This window comes from Georgenia sp. TF02-10 (assembly GCF_022759505.1).
Classification (GTDB): domain Bacteria; phylum Actinomycetota; class Actinomycetes; order Actinomycetales; family Actinomycetaceae; genus TF02-10.
In genome coordinates this window covers 3,005,686-3,022,325 of sequence record NZ_CP094289.1, presented here as the reverse complement: position 1 = coordinate 3,022,325, position 16,640 = coordinate 3,005,686, and the positions used below count along the sequence as shown (strand labels likewise).

The 16,640-nt window shown below is 75.1% G+C and carries 18 protein-coding genes; 17 read left to right on the top strand and 1 reads right to left on the bottom strand.

The genetic code is table 11. The annotated features are described in order from the left end of the window. Positions 1–6 precede the first annotated feature (6 nt). The 5 genes from thrB to prmC all read left to right on the top strand — a co-directional run bounded on the left by thrB (position 7) and on the right by prmC (position 6,175). On the top strand, positions 7–912 hold the full coding sequence (gene thrB / locus MF406_RS13610) for a homoserine kinase (protein WP_242894742.1): 906 nt from the start codon (positions 7–9) through the stop codon (positions 910–912). A gap of 392 nt (positions 913–1,304) precedes the next feature. After that, positions 1,305–3,413: a transcription termination factor Rho gene (gene rho, locus MF406_RS13605; protein WP_256463895.1), complete on the top strand. Its 2,109-nt coding sequence runs from the start codon at positions 1,305–1,307 to the stop codon at positions 3,411–3,413. Between the two features lie 208 nt (positions 3,414–3,621). After that, complete coding sequence (gene rpmE / locus MF406_RS13600) at positions 3,622–3,831, top strand: 50S ribosomal protein L31 (RefSeq protein ID WP_242894734.1); 210 nt, start codon at positions 3,622–3,624, stop codon at positions 3,829–3,831. Between the two features lie 219 nt (positions 3,832–4,050). Then, positions 4,051–5,145 (top strand): peptide chain release factor 1, encoded by a 1,095-nt coding sequence (gene prfA / locus MF406_RS13595; RefSeq protein ID WP_242894732.1) that lies wholly within the window; start codon positions 4,051–4,053, stop codon positions 5,143–5,145. A 61-nt stretch (positions 5,146–5,206) separates the two neighbouring features. After that, positions 5,207–6,175 carry a peptide chain release factor N(5)-glutamine methyltransferase gene (gene prmC / locus MF406_RS13590; protein WP_371744668.1) on the top strand — a complete coding sequence of 323 codons (969 nt, stop codon included), beginning with the start codon at positions 5,207–5,209 and terminating at the stop codon, positions 6,173–6,175. 68 nt (positions 6,176–6,243) lie between these two features. Here prmC and MF406_RS13585 read toward each other — a convergent pair whose 3' ends face one another. Then, positions 6,244–6,702 carry a VanZ family protein gene (locus MF406_RS13585; protein ID WP_242894731.1) on the bottom strand — a complete coding sequence of 153 codons (459 nt, stop codon included), beginning with the start codon at positions 6,700–6,702 and terminating at the stop codon, positions 6,244–6,246. A gap of 54 nt (positions 6,703–6,756) precedes the next feature. On the opposite strand from MF406_RS13585, the gene MF406_RS13580 reads away from it, so the two are divergent. The 12 genes from MF406_RS13580 (at position 6,757) to MF406_RS13525 (ending at position 16,454) form a co-directional block, all read left to right on the top strand. Further along, the gene (locus MF406_RS13580; protein ID WP_371744666.1) at positions 6,757–7,455 is read left to right on the top strand and encodes an L-threonylcarbamoyladenylate synthase; all 699 of its coding nucleotides are present in this window, start codon (positions 6,757–6,759) and stop codon (positions 7,453–7,455) included. Next, complete coding sequence (locus tag MF406_RS13575) at positions 7,452–8,558, top strand: glycosyltransferase family 4 protein (RefSeq protein ID WP_242894727.1); 1,107 nt, start codon at positions 7,452–7,454, stop codon at positions 8,556–8,558. The genes MF406_RS13580 and MF406_RS13575 overlap by 4 nt, the downstream gene beginning before the upstream one ends. Further along, the gene (locus MF406_RS13570) at positions 8,555–8,995 is read left to right on the top strand and encodes a hypothetical protein (RefSeq protein WP_242894725.1); all 441 of its coding nucleotides are present in this window, start codon (positions 8,555–8,557) and stop codon (positions 8,993–8,995) included. The genes MF406_RS13575 and MF406_RS13570 overlap by 4 nt, the downstream gene beginning before the upstream one ends. A gap of 163 nt (positions 8,996–9,158) precedes the next feature. Then, positions 9,159–9,962 carry a F0F1 ATP synthase subunit A gene (gene atpB / locus MF406_RS13565; protein WP_371744665.1) on the top strand — a complete coding sequence of 268 codons (804 nt, stop codon included), beginning with the start codon at positions 9,159–9,161 and terminating at the stop codon, positions 9,960–9,962. An 82-nt stretch (positions 9,963–10,044) separates the two neighbouring features. Next, on the top strand, positions 10,045–10,260 hold the full coding sequence (gene atpE, locus MF406_RS13560) for an ATP synthase F0 subunit C (RefSeq protein WP_242894721.1): 216 nt from the start codon (positions 10,045–10,047) through the stop codon (positions 10,258–10,260). A gap of 1 nt (position 10,261) precedes the next feature. After that, positions 10,262–10,837, top strand: a complete 576-nt coding sequence (locus tag MF406_RS13555) for a F0F1 ATP synthase subunit B (RefSeq protein WP_242894719.1) — start codon at positions 10,262–10,264, stop codon at positions 10,835–10,837. Next, positions 10,837–11,649 carry a F0F1 ATP synthase subunit delta gene (locus MF406_RS13550; RefSeq protein WP_242894717.1) on the top strand — a complete coding sequence of 271 codons (813 nt, stop codon included), beginning with the start codon at positions 10,837–10,839 and terminating at the stop codon, positions 11,647–11,649. Before MF406_RS13555 ends, MF406_RS13550 begins: the two co-directional genes overlap by 1 nt. Positions 11,650–11,715: 66 nt before the next feature. Continuing rightward, the gene (atpA, locus tag MF406_RS13545; protein WP_242894716.1) at positions 11,716–13,356 is read left to right on the top strand and encodes a F0F1 ATP synthase subunit alpha; all 1,641 of its coding nucleotides are present in this window, start codon (positions 11,716–11,718) and stop codon (positions 13,354–13,356) included. A gap of 3 nt (positions 13,357–13,359) precedes the next feature. Then, positions 13,360–14,256 carry a F0F1 ATP synthase subunit gamma gene (locus tag MF406_RS13540; protein ID WP_242894714.1) on the top strand — a complete coding sequence of 299 codons (897 nt, stop codon included), beginning with the start codon at positions 13,360–13,362 and terminating at the stop codon, positions 14,254–14,256. 20 nt (positions 14,257–14,276) lie between these two features. Beyond that, entirely contained in the window at positions 14,277–15,755 is a 1,479-nt protein-coding gene (gene atpD, locus MF406_RS13535) for a F0F1 ATP synthase subunit beta (RefSeq protein WP_242894712.1), read from the top strand. Positions 15,756–15,771: 16 nt separating this feature from the next. Continuing rightward, on the top strand, positions 15,772–16,035 hold the full coding sequence (locus MF406_RS13530) for a F0F1 ATP synthase subunit epsilon (RefSeq protein ID WP_256463960.1): 264 nt from the start codon (positions 15,772–15,774) through the stop codon (positions 16,033–16,035). A 2-nt stretch (positions 16,036–16,037) separates the two neighbouring features. Further along, complete coding sequence (locus MF406_RS13525) at positions 16,038–16,454, top strand: DUF2550 family protein (RefSeq protein ID WP_242894709.1); 417 nt, start codon at positions 16,038–16,040, stop codon at positions 16,452–16,454. Positions 16,455–16,640 lie beyond the last annotated feature (186 nt).

The window sequence follows — 16,640 nt, the reverse complement described above, 5'->3', positions numbered from 1 at the left end:
CCGCCGGTGCGGCTCGCGCGCGACGCCGTCACCGTCCGGGTGCCGGCCACCTCGGCCAACCTCGGCCCCGGCTTCGACGCCCTGGGCCTGGCCCTGGGCGTGTGGGACGAGGTCACCGTGCGCGCCGTCGACGGACCCACCCGGGTCCGGGTGCGCGGGGAGGGCGCCGGGGAGCTCCCCGCCGGGGAGGACCACCTCGTCGCCCGCGCGGTGCGGGCCGCCCTGGACCACGTGGGCGCCCCGCCGACCGGCCTGGAGCTCACCTGCACCAACGCCGTCCCGCACGGGCGGGGGATGGGCTCCTCCGCGGCCGCCGTCGTGGCCGGGCTGGTGGCCGCCCGCGGACTGCTCGCCGACCCCGGGGCGCTGGCCAACGACGTCGTCCTCGCCCTGGCCACCGCGCTCGAGGGGCACCCGGACAACGCCGCCCCCGCCCTGCTGGGCGGGGCCACGGTCGCCTGGGTGGACCCGGCCGGCGCGCACGCCGCGCCGGTCCCGCTCGCCGCGGCGCTGGAGCCCACGGTCCTGGTGCCGGACGGGCGGCTGCTCACGACGGCGGCCCGGGCGGTCCTGCCGGCCGAGGTCGCCCACGCCGACGCCGCGTTCAACGCCGGCCGCGCGGCCCTCCTCGTCCTGGCCCTGGGCGGGCGCACCGACCTGCTCATGGCCGCAACCGAGGACCGGCTGCACGAGCGGTACCGGGCCGGCGCCATGCCGGCGACCGCCGAGGCGGTCCGGGCGCTGCGCGCGGCCGGCTGGCCGGCGGTCGTCTCCGGCGCCGGGCCGAGCGTCCTCGTCCTCGGCCGGCTCGACGACGCCACCGCCGCCGGCCTCGGCCGCCGCGGGTGGCGGGTGCTCCGGCCCGGCGTCGCCCGCACCGGGGCCCACCTGGTCCCGGCACCGACCGGGTAGCACCTGGTCCACCCGGTCCGGGCGCTGTCCGGGTAGCCCACGTGGTCCCGGCGCTGTCCGGAAAGCCCGCGTGGTCCCGGCGTTTGTCCGGAAAGTCCACCTGGCATTGCCCGGGCAGCCCACGTGGCGCAGGACACGCCGGACCGGCCGGCGCGCTCCCGCATCACCACTGGTAGAGTTTGTCGTGCACCGGCTCCCTGCGGAGGTCTTCCGCGCCACGGGTGCGTCACCGCGTCCTGGTGCATCTCCTGATGTCGTCCGCAGCGGCTGAGCACAGCCCCGATCGCAGCGCGCCTCCAGGCGTGCCGCTCGATCGTGCGGCGCCCCATCGCCAGGTCAGCTGGCATCCCATATCCGTCCACGATGGACGGTCTGCCGAGGGAAGGAACCTCGTGACCGAAACAGTCGACACCTCCACGCGTGGGGGTTCGCTGACCACCATGCGCCTGCCCGAGCTGCAGGCCGTGGCGGCCCAGATGGGCCTGAAGGGCACCACCCGGATGCGCAAGAGCGACCTGCTCGCCGCCATCCGCGAGGCGCAGGGCGGCCGCCCGGCCGCCGGCGCGGCCCGCACCACGACGGCCGGGCCGAGCCGCAGCGACGCGGCCGACGGCGCCACCGGGCCCGACGGCCCCACCACCACTGGTCCCACGACCACCGCCGACCGCTCCCGCAGCGAGCGGGCCGCCACCGACGGCGCCCCGCGTGCCGCTGGTAACGGCCAGCCCACCGACGGCGCCCCGCGTGCCGCTGGTACCGGTCAGCCCGCCGACGGCGCTCCGCGCGCCGCCGCTGACGGCCAGCCCGCCGACGGCGCCCCGCGCGCCGCCGGCGACGGCCAGCCCACCGGGCAGCGGTCGCGCCGCGCCTCCCGCCGGGCCACCGCCCCCGGGGGCGCCGCCACCACGCCGCCCGCCGGCACCACGCCGGCCACCGACGCGGCCACCTCGGTGCCCGCCGGGACGGCCACGGCCGCCCCGGCCGGAGCGGCGCCGTCGGCCCGCCCCGACGACGCCCCCGCCCAGGCCGGCCCCGCGGTGACCGCGGCCCCGGCCACCCGCGGCGGCGGCGACCCGAAGGAAGCCCTCAAGCGCGACCTGCGCGAGCAGTCCCGCGGCGGCCAGCGCACCGAGACCGAGGAGGAGCGCGCCCGGCGCGCCCTCGACGCCCTCGGCGAGGTCGCCGCCCGCCGGCACGAGGAGCGCCGGGACGGCCAGGGCGGGCACGACGGCGGCCGGCGCCGCAACCGTGACCGCGGCCGGGACCGCAAGCGCCGCGGCGGGCGCGGCAACCAGCACGACTTCGCCGGGTACGAGGAGGTCGAGGTCGCCGAGGACGACGTCCTGGTCCCCGTCGCCGGCATCCTGGACGTGCTGGACAACTACGCCTTCGTCCGCACCTCCGGCTACCTGCCCGGTCCCAACGACGTCTACGTCACGCTGGGCCAGGTCAAGCGGTTCGGCCTGCGCCGCGGCGACGCCGTCACCGGGGCGGTGCGCCAGCCGGGGGAGGGTGAGAGCGAGAACAAGCGCCAGAAGTTCAACGCCCTCGTGCGGCTGGACTCCGTCAACGGGATGAGCGTGGAGAAGGCCCGGCAGCGCCCGGACTTCACCAAGCTGACCCCGCTGTACCCGCAGGAGCAGCTCCGCCTGGAGACCACCCCCAAGGCCCTCACCCCGCGGGTGATCGACCTGGTGGCCCCGATCGGCAAGGGCCAGCGCGGGCTCATCGTGGCCCCGCCCAAGGCCGGCAAGACGATCATCATGCAGCAGATCGCCAACGCCATCGCCGTCAACAGCCCGCAGGTCCACCTCATGGTCGTGCTCGTCGACGAGCGGCCCGAGGAGGTCACCGACATGGAGCGGATGGTCAAGGGCGAGGTCATCGCCTCCACCTTCGACCGGCCTGCCTCGGACCACACCATGGTCGCCGAGCTGGCGATCGAGCGGGCCAAGCGGCTGGTCGAGCTGGGCCAGGACGTCGTCGTGCTGCTGGACTCCCTGACCCGCCTGTCCCGGGCCTACAACCTCGCCGCCCCGGCCTCCGGCCGGATCCTCTCCGGCGGTGTGGACGCCTCGGCGCTGTACCCGCCGAAGCGGTTCTTCGGCGCGGCCCGCAACATCGAGAACGGCGGCTCGCTCACCATCCTCGCCTCGGCGCTGGTGGAGACCGGCTCGAAGATGGACGAGGTCATCTTCGAGGAGTTCAAGGGCACCGGGAACATGGAGCTGCGGCTGTCCCGCCAGCTGGCCGACAAGCGCGTCTTCCCCGCCGTGGACGTCAACGCCTCCGGCACCCGCCGCGAGGAGCTCCTGATGAGCCCCGAGGAGCTGAAGATCGTCTGGAAGCTCCGCCGGGTCATGGGCGCGCTGGACATCCAGCAGGCCATCGACCTCCTGCTCGGCAAGCTGCGGGAGACCGGCTCCAACGCCGAGTTCCTGATGACCGTGCAGAAGACGACGCCGACCCCGTCCGCGGAGCCCGAGCTGGCCATCCGCTGACCGGCACGCCGGCCCCGGTGATCGCGTTGCCGGGCCCGGCACCGACCGGCGCCCGGCCCGGTGACCGTGCCGCCGGGCCCGGAATGCCGGGCCCGCCCGGCGCGTTACACCCACCGGCCAGCCCTCTGGCACAATGTCTCGTCGGCCTCCGGTTCACGTCCGCCCCGCGGCGGGCGACCCGGGAGCACCACCGAACCTAGGGAGCATCATGAAGCAGGGGATCCACCCCGAGTACGTCACCACCACCGTGACGTGCACCTGCGGCAACACCTTCACCACCCGCTCGACCGCCACCAGCGGCCGGATCAACGCGGACGTGTGCAGCGCGTGCCACCCCTTCTACACCGGCAAGCAGAAGATCCTCGACACCGGCGGCCGCGTGGCCCGGTTCGAGGCCCGGTACGGCAAGAAGAAGTAGCGACACTCGGCCCGGCGCCGGCGGTGACGCCGCGGATCCCCGCGGCTCCCGCCGGCGCCGTCGTCATTCCCCGCCGCCGCCCACCGACGGCGCGGCGCCGTCGTCCCCGGCGGCGCACCGCCGCCGCCTTCCCAGCGAGGCACCGCCGTCGCCCTCCCGACGGCGCCCCCACAGTTCTTCCACAACCGACCGCCCGGGCCGCCCGGGCACCAAGGACAGATGAGCGAGGACTTCGCGCAGGTCGAGCCGCTGCTCGCCGAGCACGCCGAGCTCGAGCGCGCCCTGGCCGACCCGGCCGTGCACGCCGACGCCGGCCGGGCCCGGACGCTGGGGCGCCGGTACGCCGAGCTGCGGCGCGTCGTCGAGGCGTACCAGGCCTGGCGGGCCGCCGACGGCGACCTGACCGCCGGCCGCGAGCTCGCCGTCGCCGAGCCCGCCTTCGCCGCCGAGGTCCCCGCGCTGCAGGCCGCCGCCGACGCCGCCGCCGAGCACCTGCGCCACGTGCTGCTGCCCACCGACCCCGACGACGCCCGGGACGTCATCGTCGAGATCAAGGCCGGCGAGGGCGGCGCGGAGTCGGCCCTGTTCGCCGGGGACCTGCTGCGGATGTACCTGCGCTACGCCGAGCGGCAGGGCTGGGCCACCCAGGTGCTGAGCGCCACCGAGTCCGACCTGGGCGGGTACAAGGACGTCGCCGTGGCGGTGAAGTCCCGCGGCCCGCACGGGGACCCGGCCGACGGCGTGTGGGCCCACCTGAAGTACGAGGGCGGGGTCCACCGGGTCCAGCGCGTCCCGGTCACCGAGTCCCAGGGCCGGATCCACACCTCCGCCGCCGGCGTGCTCGTCCTGCCGGAGGTCGAGGACCCGGGCGAGGTCGAGATCGACCCGGCCGACCTGCGCATCGACGTCTACCGGTCCTCCGGCCCGGGCGGGCAGTCGGTGAACACCACCGACTCCGCGGTGCGGATCACCCACCTGCCCAGCGGCACCGTGGTGTCAATGCAGAACGAGAAGTCCCAGCTGCAGAACCGCGAGGCAGCGATGCGGGTGCTGCGGGCCCGGCTGCTCGCCGCCCGGCAGGAGGAGGCCGCGGCCGCGGCCTCGGAGCAGCGCCGCTCGCAGGTGCGCACGGTGGACCGGTCCGAGCGGATCCGCACCTACAACTTCCCGGAGAACCGCATCGCCGACCACCGCACCGGGTACAAGGCCTACAACCTCGACCAGGTCCTCGACGGCGACCTCGGCCCGGTCATCGCCTCGGCCGTCGAGATGGACGAGGCCGAGCGGCTGGCCGGTGCCGGCCACCGTGGCTGACCCCGCCGCGGCCGGTCCCGCCGCGGCCGGCCCCGCCGGGTCCGACCTCGCCGCGGCCGACCTGGCCGCGGACGACCTCGCCGCGCCTCGCTCGGCCGAAGACGGGCCGCCCACGGTCCGGCGAGCCGTCGCCGCCGCCGCCGAGCTCCTCGCCGCGGCGGGCGTGCCGTCCCCCCAGGTCGACGCCCGCGCCCTGGCCGAGCACGTGCTGGGCCGGCCGCTCTACCTCCTGCCGCCGGGTGCCACCTTCACCGACGCCGGTCCGGCCGACACGGGTCGTGCCGACGCCGGTCCCGCCGTCGAGGGCGGTGAACGGTTCGCCGCCTTCGCCGCGCTCGTCGAGCGACGGCGACGGCGCGAGCCCCTCCAGCACCTCACCGGGCAGATGGCCTTCCGGCACCTCCTCCTCGCCGCCGGCCCGGGCGCGTTCGTGGTGCGCCCGGAGACCGAGGTCGTCGCGCAGGCGGCGATCGACGCGGCCCGGGCGGTGGCCGCCGCCGGCCGCCCGCCGGTGGTGGTGGACCTGTGCACCGGGTCGGCCGCGATCGCCCTGGCCGTGGCCACCGAGGTGCCCGGCGCGGTGGTGCACGCCGTCGAGATCTCGCCGGCGGCGATCGCGCTCGCCGGCCGCAACGTCGCCGCGCACGCCCCGCAGGTCCACCTGCACCACGGCGACGCGGCGACCGCCCTGCCCAGCCTGGACGGCGCCGTCGACGTCGTCGTCGCGAACCCGCCGTACGTGCCGCCGGACGCCGTCCCCCGCGAGGTCGAGGTGCGCGAGCACGAACCCGAGCTGGCGCTCTACGGCGGCGGGGACGACGGGCTGGACGTGCCGCGGGCGGTGGTCGCCCGCGCCGCCCGGCTGCTGCGGCCCGGCGGCGTGCTGGTGATGGAGCACGCCGAGGTGCAGGCCGGTGCGGTCCGGGAGGTCGTCGGCGCGCACGGCCTGACCCAGGTGCGGACCGGGCGCGACCTCGCCGGCCGGGAGCGGTACGTCGTCGCGGTCCAGCCGGACCCGTCCGGGCAGTAGCCAGGCGGGTCGCGGAGCCGCGCGGGCCGCCGCCGCGCTGCGGGTGCGCACGCGCGCCGGTCGTCGCCTCAGCCCGGCGGTGCCCCAGAGCTGCGCCGGCCTGCTGCCCGGGCCAGGACCAGGCCGAGCCCGACGCCGGCGAGGTCCGCGAGCACGTCCGCCGGGTCGCCGGTGCGGCCGGGCAGGAGCAGGTGCTGGAGCGTCTCGCTGACGCCGGCCTGGGCGAGCCCGTAGGCGACGACCAGCCACGGCCGCACCCCGGCGCGCAGGCCCGCGACCGTCACGAGGGCGAACACCGCCGCGTGGCCCACCTTGTCCGCGCCCGGGAGGGCCGCGGGGCCGCCCCCGGGCAGCTGCGGGGCGTAGAGCACCAGCAGCTGGGCCGCCAGCGCCGCCGCGAGCAGCCACCACCATCGCGCGCGCCGGTCGGGCGACCGCCGGTCGGGCGGCCGCGGCTGCGGCGGTGCCCCCGGCCCGGCGGGCGCTCGCCGGCGGTGGGGCCGGTCGGCGGGCGGGACGGGCGGCACCGGTGCAGGATGTCACGGGCCGCCGAGCGACCGTGCGAGACTCGACCGGTGAGCGTGTTCGACTGCCGCGACCCCGACCAGCGCAGCGCCGGCCTCGACGAGGCGGTCCACGCCCTCGGCCGCGGCGCCCTGGTCGTCCTGCCCACCGACACCGTCTACGGCATCGGTGCCGACGCCTTCGACGCCCGCGCCGTCGCCGCCCTCCTCGCCGCCAAGGGCCGCGGCCGGCAGATGCCCCCGCCGGTGCTCGTCGCCAGCCCCGGCACGCTGGACGGCCTGGCGACCGAGGTGCCCGCCGTGGTCCGGGACCTGGTCGACGCGTTCTGGCCCGGGCCGCTGACCGTCGTCTGCCTCGCCCAGCCCTCCCTCGCGTGGGACCTGGGGGACACCGACGGCACGGTCGCGCTGCGCATGCCGGACGACCCCACCGCGCTGGCGCTGCTGCGCCGCACCGGCCCGCTCGCCGTCACCAGCGCCAACCTCACCGGCCGCCCGGCGGCCCGCACCGTCGCCGAGGCGGAGGCGTACTTCGGGGACGCGGTGGCGGTCTACCTCGACGCCGGCCGCGCCGGCGGCGGGACCGCCTCCACCATCGTCGACGCCACCGGGGAGCGGCTGGTGGTCCTGCGCGAGGGCGCGCTCAGCCGGGCCCAGCTGGCGGCCGTGGCGCCCGAGCTCGCCGAGCCGGCCGCCGGCGAGCCCGGCGCCGACGAGCCCGTGACCGACGGCGCGGCCGGAGCCGGCCCGCCGTGAGGGTCTACCTCATCGTCCTGCTCACGGCCGCCGCGGTCACCTTCCTCATCACCCCCGCCGTGCGCCGCCTCGCGGTGCTCACCCGGGCCGTCACCCCGGTGCGCGCCCGGGACGTGCACACCCAGCCGACCCCCCGGCTCGGCGGGGTCGCCATGCTCGCCGGCCTCGCCGTCGCCATGCTCGTCGCCTCCCGGGTGCCGTTCCTGCACGCCGAGTTCCACGACACCTCGATGGCCTGGGCCATCCTCGGCGGGGCCGCCCTGGTGTGCCTGCTCGGCGTCGCCGACGACATCTGGGACCTGGACTGGATGGCCAAGCTCGCCGGCCAGGTCCTCGCCGCCGGCTTCCTCGCCTGGCAGGGCGTCCAGCTCATCACCTTCCCGGTCTTCGGCCTGACCATCGGCTCGGCCCGGCTCTCCCTGGTGGCCACGGTGGTCGTCGTCGTCGTCGCGATCAACGCGGTGAACTTCGTCGACGGGCTGGACGGGCTGGCCGCGGGGATGATCGCGATCGGCGGCGGGGCGTTCTTCCTCTACACCTACCTGCTCACCCGGGAGGCGTCGCCGGGCAACTACGCCAACCTCGCCACCGCGCTCATCGCCGCCGTGGTGGGGGTGTGCGTGGGGTTCCTCCCGCACAACTTCCACCCCGCCCGGATCTTCATGGGCGACTCCGGCGCCATGCTCCTCGGGCTGACCGTGGCCGGCGCGGCCATCGTCGTCACCGGGCGCATCGACCCGGCCACCGTCTCCACCAGCCAGGCGCTGCCCGCCTACGTGCCGATCCTGCTGCCGGTGGCCGTCCTGCTGCTGCCGCTGCTGGACATGACCCTGGCGGTGCTGCGCCGGGTCCGGGCCGGCCACTCCCCGTTCCACCCGGACCGGATGCACCTGCACCACCGGCTGCTGGACGCCGGGCACAGCCACCGCCGGGCGGTGCTGATCATGTACCTCTGGACGACCGTCATCGCCTTCGCCGCGGTCGCCCTGGCCTACCTCGACCCCCTCCCGGTGGCCCTGGGCACCCTCGCGGCCGTCGTCGTCGCGGCCGTCATCACCTACAACCAGCTGCCCGGCCTGCGGCGGCGGAGCGGAGCACGGTGACCGAGACCTCCCGGGCCACCCGGAACATGTACCAGGTGATGCTGCGCCGCCTCGCGGTGCTCGTCGCCGTCCTCGCCGTCGGCGGCGCCGGCGTGGGGTACCTCGTGGCCGGCCTGCCCGGCGTGTGGGGCGCGCTGATGGCGGCCGGGATCGCCACGCTGTTCATGCTCGGCACCGTGGTCACGATGATGGTCACCGCGGACAAGCCGCTGCCGATCGCCAGCGCGGCCGGCGTGGGCGGGTGGCTGGTGAAGATGCTGGTGCTCTTCGGGCTGCTGCTGGCGGTGCGCGGCGCCGACTTCTACGACCGGGGCACGTTCTTCGTCGTGCTGGTGCTCGCGGTCCTCGGCTCCCTCGCCATCGAGTCCGCCGGGGTGCTGCGCGCGCGGGTGCCCACCGTCGAGCCGGCGCCCCGGGCCGAGCCGCCGGAGCGCTGAGGTCGCCGTCGTCACGGCCGGCCGCCGTCCGGGGCAGGGCCGCCCATGCGTTAGGCTCGTCTCGCTTCCCGGGCACTCCACGTCGTGCGTGCCGCCGGGGGCACCACCGCGCCCGACCACGAACCAGCCCCGGGGGGACGCCCTGTCTGCCGCATCTGTGCTCCTGACCGCCTCGGGCCCGCTCGTGGCCGCGGAGGAGGGCGGCGGGTTCCACCCGCCGTCGCTGGCCGACTTCTTCCCGCCGGCGGTGCTGTTCGAGGGCACCATCTTCGAGTTCAACCGGATCACGCTGGTCCGGATCATCGCGGCGGCGCTCCTCGTCCTGTTCTTCTGGCTGGCGGCCCGCAGCCCCCGCCTGGTGCCCGGCCGGGCCCAGTCGCTGGGGGAGATGGCCGTGGACTTCGTCCGCACCGGCATCGCCGAGGAGTCTCTGGGCAAGGAGCTCGGCCGGCGGTACACCCCGCTGCTGGTCGTCATCTTCTTCGGCGTGCTGTTCATGAACATCACCGGCGTGATCCCCTTCCTCAACATCGCCGGCTCCTCCGTCATCGGCGTGCCGCTGGTGTTCGCGATCATCGCCTACGTCGCCTTCATCTACGCCGGCGTGCGGGCCCAGGGCGGCGGCCACTTCCTCAAGGGCCAGCTCTTCCCGCCCGGCGTGCCGTGGCCGATCTACCTCGTCCTGACGCCGATCGAGTTCCTCTCGACGTTCGTCCTGCGGCCGGCCACGCTGACCATCCGTCTGCTGGCCAACATGCTCGCCGGGCACCTGCTCCTGGTCCTGTGCTTCAGCGCGACCCACTACCTGTTCTTCCAGGCGGGCGGCGCGATGGGCGTGCTCGGCGCCGGAACCCTGCTGGCCGGGATCGCGTTCACCGTCTTCGAGATCTTCATCGCGGTGCTGCAGGCGTACGTCTTCGCGCTGCTCACGGCGGTGTACATCCAGCTGTCCGTCGAGTCCCACTGAACCCCCGCGGGGCCCTCGGCCCCGCGGTGCCCCAACGAGCCGGGACGACCCCGGCCTCGCACGAAGGAAGGAAGACCTCCACATGGAGATCACCGGAGACATCGCGACCATCGGCTACGGCCTCGCCACCATCGGCCCCGGCATCGGCATGGGCATCCTGGTCGGCAAGACCCAGGAGGCGGTCGCACGGCAGCCCGAGCTGGCCGGTCCGCTGCGCATCAACATGTTCATCGGTATGGCGCTCGTCGAGGCCCTCGGTCTGATCGGTCTCGCCGCCGGCTTCGTCTTCGGTGCCTGACATGTCCGCCCCCGCGGTGCTGGCCGAGACGACGCAGAACCCGCTCATCCCGGCCTCGTACGACATCATCTGGTCGCTCGTCGCGATCGCGCTGATCGGGTTCTTCCTGGTCAGGTTCGCCGTGCCCCGGCTGACCGCGATGCTGGACGAGCGGGCCGCGAAGATCGAGGCCGGGCTGAGCCACGCCGAGGAGGCCGAGCGGCAGGCCGCGGCCGCCGAGGAGCGGATCGCCGCGGAGCTGGCCGACGCCCGCCGCGAGGCGGCCGCCGTCCGGGAGCGGGCGCAGGCGGAGGGCAAGCAGATCGTCGCCGAGGCCCGGGCCCGGGCCCAGGCCGAGGCGGACCGGGTCACCGAGTCCGCCGCCCGGCAGATCGAGGCCGACCGGCAGGCCGCGCAGATCTCCCTGCGCACCGACGTCGGCCTGCTCGCCACCGAGCTGGCCTCGCGGATCGTCGGGGAGTCCGTGGCCGACCACGCCGTGCAGTCCCGGGTCATCGACAGGTTCCTGGACGAGCTCGAGGCCCAGGGCGACCAGGACGCCGACGGCGCCCGCGCCGCGCGGGCCCTGGAGGCGTGATGCGGGCGACCAGCCAGGCGGCCGTGGACCGGGCGCTGGAGCGGTGGGAGCCGGTCCTGCACGAGGTCGGCGCCGGGGCCGCGGCCCTGGGCGAGGAGCTCTTCGCCGTCGTCGACCTCCTGGACGGCGCGCCCCGGCTGCGCCGGGCGCTGACCGAGCCCACCCGGGACGGCGCCGCCAAGGCCCGCCTCGCCGGGCAGGTGCTGGGCGGGAAGGTGGCCCCCGAGGTCGTCGACCTCCTCGGCGGGCTGGTCCGCGAACGGTGGTCCGACGACGGCGACCTCCCCGACGCCGTCGAGCGGCTGGCCGTGACGTCGGTGCTGGCCGCCGCCGACCGCGCCGGCCGGCTGGCCGACGTCGAGGACGAGACCTTCCGGCTCGGCCGGGTGCTCGCCGAGGCCCGCGAGCTGCGGCTGGCGCTGGCCGACCGGACCGCGGGCGCGGACCGGCGCGCCGGGCTGATGGCCGCCGTCATCGCCGGCAAGGTCGCCCCGGAGACCGAGGTGCTGGCCGTGCGCGCCGCGCGCGCCCCGCGCCGCCCGGTGACCGCCGCGCTGCGCCTGGTCACCGAGGCCGCCGCCGAGCGCCGCCAGCACCTGGTCGCCGCGGTCACCGCCGCCGTCCCGCTGAGCCGGGAGCAGGTCCAGCGCCTCGCCGCGGTCCTCGGCCGCCGGTACGGCCGGCCGGTGCGGGTGCACGTGGGCATCGCCCCCGAGGTGGTCGGCGGGCTGCGGGTGCAGGTCGGCGACGACGTCGTCGACGGCACGCTGGCCGCGCGGCTGGCGGACGCCCGCCGCCGCCTGGTGCGCTGACCCGGCCGAACCGAGAGATCATGGACCAGGCCGCGTGTGCGGCCACCTCGAACCGAAGGAAGACCAATGACTGAGCTGACGATCCGGCCGGAGGACATCCGCGCCGCGCTGGACAGCTTCGTGAGTTCCTACCAGCCCAGCCAGGCCGCCGCCGAGGAGGTCGGGCACGTCACCCTGGCCGCCGACGGCATCGCCCAGGTCGAGGGCCTGCCCGGCGTCATGGCGAACGAGCTCGTCCGCTTCGCCGACGGCACCCTGGGCCTGGCCCTGAACCTCGACGTGCGCGAGGTCGGCGTCGTCGTCCTCGGCGACTTCACCGGCATCGAGGAGGGCCAGGAGGTCCGCCGCACCGGGGAGGTGCTCTCCGTCCCGGTGGGGGAGGGCTACCTCGGCCGGGTGGTGGACCCGCTGGGCCAGCCGATGGACGGGCTGGGGGACATCGCCGGCCTCGAGGGCCGGCGGGCGCTGGAGCTGCAGGCCCCCGGCGTGATGATGCGCAAGAGCGTCCACGAGCCGCTGCAGACCGGGATCAAGGCCATCGACACGATGATCCCGATCGGCCGCGGGCAGCGCCAGCTCATCATCGGCGACCGGCAGACCGGCAAGACCGCCCTGGCGATCGACACCGTCCTGAACCAGAAGGCGAACTGGGAGTCCGGGGACCCCGCCCGGCAGGTGCGGTGCATCTACGTGGCGGTCGGGCAGAAGGGCTCCACCATCGCCTCGGTGCGCGGCGCCCTGGAGCAGGCCGGCGCGCTGGAGTACACCACCATCGTCGCCGCCCCGGCCTCGGACCCGGCCGGCTTCAAGTACATCGCCCCCTACACCGGCTCGGCCATCGGCCAGCACTGGATGTACGCCGGCAAGCACGTCCTCATCGTCTTCGACGACCTGTCCAAGCAGGCCGAGGCCTACCGCGCGGTGTCCCTGCTGCTGCGCCGCCCGCCGGGCCGCGAGGCCTACCCCGGGGACGTCTTCTACCTGCACTCCCGGCTGCTGGAGCGCTGCGCGAAGCTCTCCGACGAGCTCGGCGCCGGCTCGATGACCGGCCTGCCGATCATCGAGACCCGGGCCAACGACGTCTCGGCGTACATCCCGACGAACGTCATCTCGATCACCGACGGGCAGATCTTCCTCCAGTCCGACCTGTTCAACGCCAACCAGCGTCCCGCCGTCGACGTCGGCATCTCCGTCTCCCGGGTGGGCGGCGACGCCCAGATCAAGGCGATGAAGAAGGTCGCCGGCACGCTGAAGATCACCCTGGCCCAGTACCGCGCGCAGGCCGCGTTCGCGATGTTCGCCTCCGACCTGGACCCCACCACCCGCCAGCAGCTCACCCGCGGGGAGCGGCTGATGGAGCTGCTCAAGCAGCCGCAGTACACCCCCTACGCCGTGGAGGACCAGGTGGCCTCGGTCTGGGCCGGCACCAACGGCTACCTCGACGACGTCGCGGTGGCCGACGTCGCCCGGTTCGAGCGCGAGATGCTCGACCACCTGCGCCGCAACAGCGACGTGCTCAGCACCATCGCCAGCACCGGCCGGCTCGAGCCGGAGACCGAGGAGGCGCTGCGCGCGGCGGTGGAGGACTTCCGGACCGGCTTCCTCGACGCCGAGGGCAACCCGCTCGGCGCCGAGCCGGACACCGACACCGAGGAGCCCGAGGCGGAGCGGGCGCAGGAGCAGATCGTCACCGCGAAGCGGGGCTGAGGCGTGGCGACGTCCCAGCGGGTCTACAAGGACCGGATCCGGGCCACCCAGACCCTGAAGAAGGTCTTCCGGGCCATGGAGCTGATCGCCGCGGCCCGGGTCGGCCGGGCGCGGGAGGCGGCGCAGGCCGCCGACCCGTTCACCCAGGTGCTGATCCGGGCGGTCGCGGCGGTGGCCGCGCACGCCCACCTGAGCCACCCGCTGATCACCGGCCGGGAGGACACCCGGCGGGTCGCCGTGCTGGCGATCACCTCCGACCGGGGCTTTGCCGGCGCCTACTCGGCCACCGTGCTGCGGGAGACCGAGCGGCTGCTCGAGCGGCTGGAGCAGGAGGGCAAGGAGCCGGTGCTGTACGTCACCGGCCGGCGCGGGGAGAGCTACTTCCGCTTCCGCGGCCGGGACGTGCGGGCCGCCTGGACCGAGGGCTCGGACAACCCCTCCGCCGAGCGGGCCCGGGAGATCGCCGACACCCTGCTCGCCGCGTACGAGGCGCCGGAAGAGGACGGCGGGGTGGCCGAGCTGCACGTGGTGTTCACCCGGTTCGTCTCGATGGTGTCCCAGGTGCCGCAGGTGCGCCGGATGCTGCCGCTGGAGGTCGTCGAGGGCGTCACCGCCCCCGGCGCCGACCCGCTGCCGCTGTACGAGTTCGAGCCCAGCCCGGAGGAGGTCCTGGACGCGCTGCTGCCGATGTACGTGCGCCGGCGGATCTACGCCCAGCTGCTGATGGCCGCCGCCTCCGAGCTCGCCGCCCGGCAGCAGGCCATGCACACGGCCACCGACAACGCCGAGGACCTCATCCGCGACTACACCCGGCTGGCGAACCAGGCCCGTCAGGCCGACATCACCTCTGAGATCACCGAGATCGTCTCCGGCGCGGACGCCCTGGCGTCCAGCCGGTGACCAGCGAAGGAACAAGGACCATGACTGCCACTGCCACCGACACGCCGACGCAGGGCGGCGCCGCCCCCGGCGCCGGCCGCGTCGCCCGGGTCACCGGACCCGTCGTCGACATCGAGTTCCCGCCGGACGCCCTGCCGGAGATGTACAACGCCCTGACCACCGAGGTGGACCTGTCCGGCCAGGGCGAGGGCGAGGGGAAGATGACGATGACCCTGGAGGTCGCCCAGCACCTGGGCGACAACCTGGTGCGCGCCGTCGCCCTGCGGCCCACCGACGGCCTGGTCCGCGGCGCCGTCGTCACCGACACCGGCGCCCCGATCTCCGTCCCGGTCGGGGACGTGACCAAGGGCCACGTGTTCAACGTGACCGGGGACGTGCTGAACCTGCCCGAGGGCGAGCGGCTGGAGGTCACCGAGCGCTGGCCGATCCACCGCGAGCCCCCCCGGTTCGACCAGCTGGAGTCCCGCACCCAGATGTTCGAGACCGGCATCAAGGTGATCGACCTGCTCACCCCGTACGTCCAGGGCGGCAAGATCGGCCTGTTCGGCGGGGCCGGCGTCGGCAAGACCGTGCTCATCCAGGAGATGATCCAGCGCGTCGCCCAGGACCACGGCGGGGTGTCGGTGTTCGCCGGGGTCGGCGAGCGCACCCGCGAGGGCAACGACCTGATCATGGAGATGGAGGACGCGGGCGTCTTCGACAAGACCGCCCTGGTCTTCGGCCAGATGGACGAGCCGCCGGGGGTGCGGCTGCGGGTCGCGCTGTCCGCGCTGACCATGGCCGAGTACTTCCGGGACGTGCAGAAGCAGGAGGTGCTGCTCTTCATCGACAACATCTTCCGCTTCACCCAGGCCGGCTCGGAGGTCTCCACCCTGCTCGGCCGGATGCCCTCGGCGGTGGGCTACCAGCCCAACCTGGCCGACGAGATGGGCCAGTTGCAGGAGCGGATCACCTCCACCCGCGGGCACTCCATCACCTCCCTGCAGGCGATCTACGTCCCGGCCGACGACTACACCGACCCGGCCCCGGCGACGACGTTCGCGCACCTGGACGCCACCACCGAGCTCTCCCGGGACATCGCCTCCCGCGGCCTGTACCCGGCGGTGGACCCGCTCGCCTCCACCTCCCGGATCCTCGACCCGCAGTACGTGGGCCAGGAGCACTACGACGTCGCCACCCGGGTGAAGTCGATCCTGCAGAAGAACAAGGAGCTGCAGGACATCATCGCCATCCTCGGCGTCGACGAGCTCCCCGAGGAGGACAAGGTCGCCGTCGCCCGGGCCCGGCGCATCGAGCAGTACCTCTCCCAGAACACCTACACCGCGGTGAAGTTCACCGGCGTCGAGGGCTCCACGGTGCCGGTCGCGGAGACGGTCGAGGCCTTCAAGCGGATCGCCGACGGCGACTACGACCACGTCCCGGAGCAGGCCTTCTTCAACATCGGCGGGATCGAGGACCTCGAGCGGGCCTGGCACAAGATCCAGGCCGAGCAGCGCTGAGGGGGCCGCGGTGGTGATGAAGGTGGAGGTGGTGACGCCCAGCCGGTCCCTGTGGACCGGGGAGGCGAGCAGCGTCGTCGTCCCGGCGTCCAACGGCGACCTGGGCATCCTCACCGGCCGCCAGCCGGTGCTCGCGGTGCTGCGCCCGGGGACGGTCCGCATCACCCCGCCGGCCGGGGCCGGCACGGAGATCGAGGTCGCCGAGGGGTTCGTCTCGGTCGACGAGGACAACGTCATGGTGGTCGTGGAGGCCACCCGCGCCGGCGCCGACGAGCGGTAGAAGTGACGGCGGCGGAGGCGGCGGGCGCGGGCCTGGTCGTGGCCGCCCTCGCCGCCGTCGTCGTCCTCGTGCTGTTCGCCGTGCGGGTCCGCCGGCTGGCCCGGCGGGTCGGCTCCTTCGAGTGCGCCCGGCGGCGGCCCGGCCAGCAGGGCTGGACCTCCGGGATCGCCGTGTTCGGTGCCGGGAAGCTGTACTGGTACCGGCTGGTGTCCCTGTCCCTGCGGCCCGCCTGCACCTTCGCCCGGGCCGGGCTGCAGGTGGTGCGCCGCACCCGCCGCGGCACCGGCGCCGGGCACGTGGTGGAGGTGCGCTGCCGCTATCAGGGCCGCGAGCTCGACCTGGCGATGGTGGACTCCGCCCTCGCCGGCGTGGTGAGCTGGCTGGAGTCCGCCCCGCCGCTGGAGGACCCGGTGCGGTGAGGCGCACCCACCGTCGGGCACGTACCCGCCGGCGCGCGAGGTTCACGGAGCGCTGCAGGGCGCAGGCTCCGGAGGCGATCGTGGTCACCAGAATCAGTTGCGGAGTCGATCGTGGTCACCGAGATCCACTCCGGAGGCGATTTTGGTCACCCATACCCACTCCGGAGGCGATTCTGGTCACCAATA

Excerpts from the sequence above, each read along its gene's own strand:
- rpmE (WP_242894734.1), top strand. The coding sequence starts at position 3,622 with ATGAAGCAGGGGATCCACCCCGAGTACGTCACCACCACCGTGACGTGC.
- prfA (WP_242894732.1), top strand. The coding sequence starts at position 4,051 with ATGAGCGAGGACTTCGCGCAGGTCGAGCCGCTGCTCGCCGAGCACGCC.
- atpE (WP_242894721.1), top strand. The coding sequence starts at position 10,045 with ATGGAGATCACCGGAGACATCGCGACCATCGGCTACGGCCTCGCCACC.
- MF406_RS13555 (WP_242894719.1), top strand. The coding sequence starts at position 10,262 with ATGTCCGCCCCCGCGGTGCTGGCCGAGACGACGCAGAACCCGCTCATC.
- MF406_RS13550 (WP_242894717.1), top strand. The coding sequence starts at position 10,837 with ATGCGGGCGACCAGCCAGGCGGCCGTGGACCGGGCGCTGGAGCGGTGG.
- atpA (WP_242894716.1), top strand. The coding sequence starts at position 11,716 with ATGACTGAGCTGACGATCCGGCCGGAGGACATCCGCGCCGCGCTGGAC.
- atpD (WP_242894712.1), top strand. The coding sequence starts at position 14,277 with ATGACTGCCACTGCCACCGACACGCCGACGCAGGGCGGCGCCGCCCCC.
- MF406_RS13530 (WP_256463960.1), top strand. The coding sequence starts at position 15,772 with ATGAAGGTGGAGGTGGTGACGCCCAGCCGGTCCCTGTGGACCGGGGAG.